Annotated in this window: 2 tRNA genes; both read right to left on the reverse strand. The window is 46.6% G+C overall.

Annotation, left to right across the window (positions count from 1 at the left end):
- A tRNA-Ala gene (locus HC000_RS18395) sits at positions 1–73 on the reverse strand.
- A 111-nt stretch (positions 74–184) separates the two neighbouring features.
- Positions 185–261, reverse strand: a tRNA-Ile gene (locus HC000_RS18400).
- Positions 262–363 lie beyond the last annotated feature (102 nt).

Consider the following 363-nt stretch of genomic DNA (forward strand, 5'->3'; position numbering starts at 1 on the left):
TGGAGCTAAGCAGGATCGAACTGCTGACCTCCTGCGTGCAAGGCAGGCGCTCTCCCAGCTGAGCTATAGCCCCACATATGCTGGTCTTACTGTTTGTATACCGACTTTGCTTCCAGACAAGGTGTGGGAAATCGACGTTTAGTTTACTAAACGAGATATTCCATAACGATGTATGGGAGTAAAGTGGTGGGTCTGAGTAGATTTGAACTACCGACCTCACCCTTATCAGGGGTGCGCTCTAACCAGCTGAGCTACAGACCCAAACAATAAGTGTTGTTCTCTTTACAATTAACAATCATCTGTGTGGACACTACGAACAAATAAGTTCTAAATCGTATAAGGAGGTGATCCAGCCCCAGGTTC

This window comes from Pseudoalteromonas sp. MIP2626 (assembly GCF_013414205.1).
GTDB classification, from domain to species: domain Bacteria; phylum Pseudomonadota; class Gammaproteobacteria; order Enterobacterales; family Alteromonadaceae; genus Pseudoalteromonas; species Pseudoalteromonas nigrifaciens.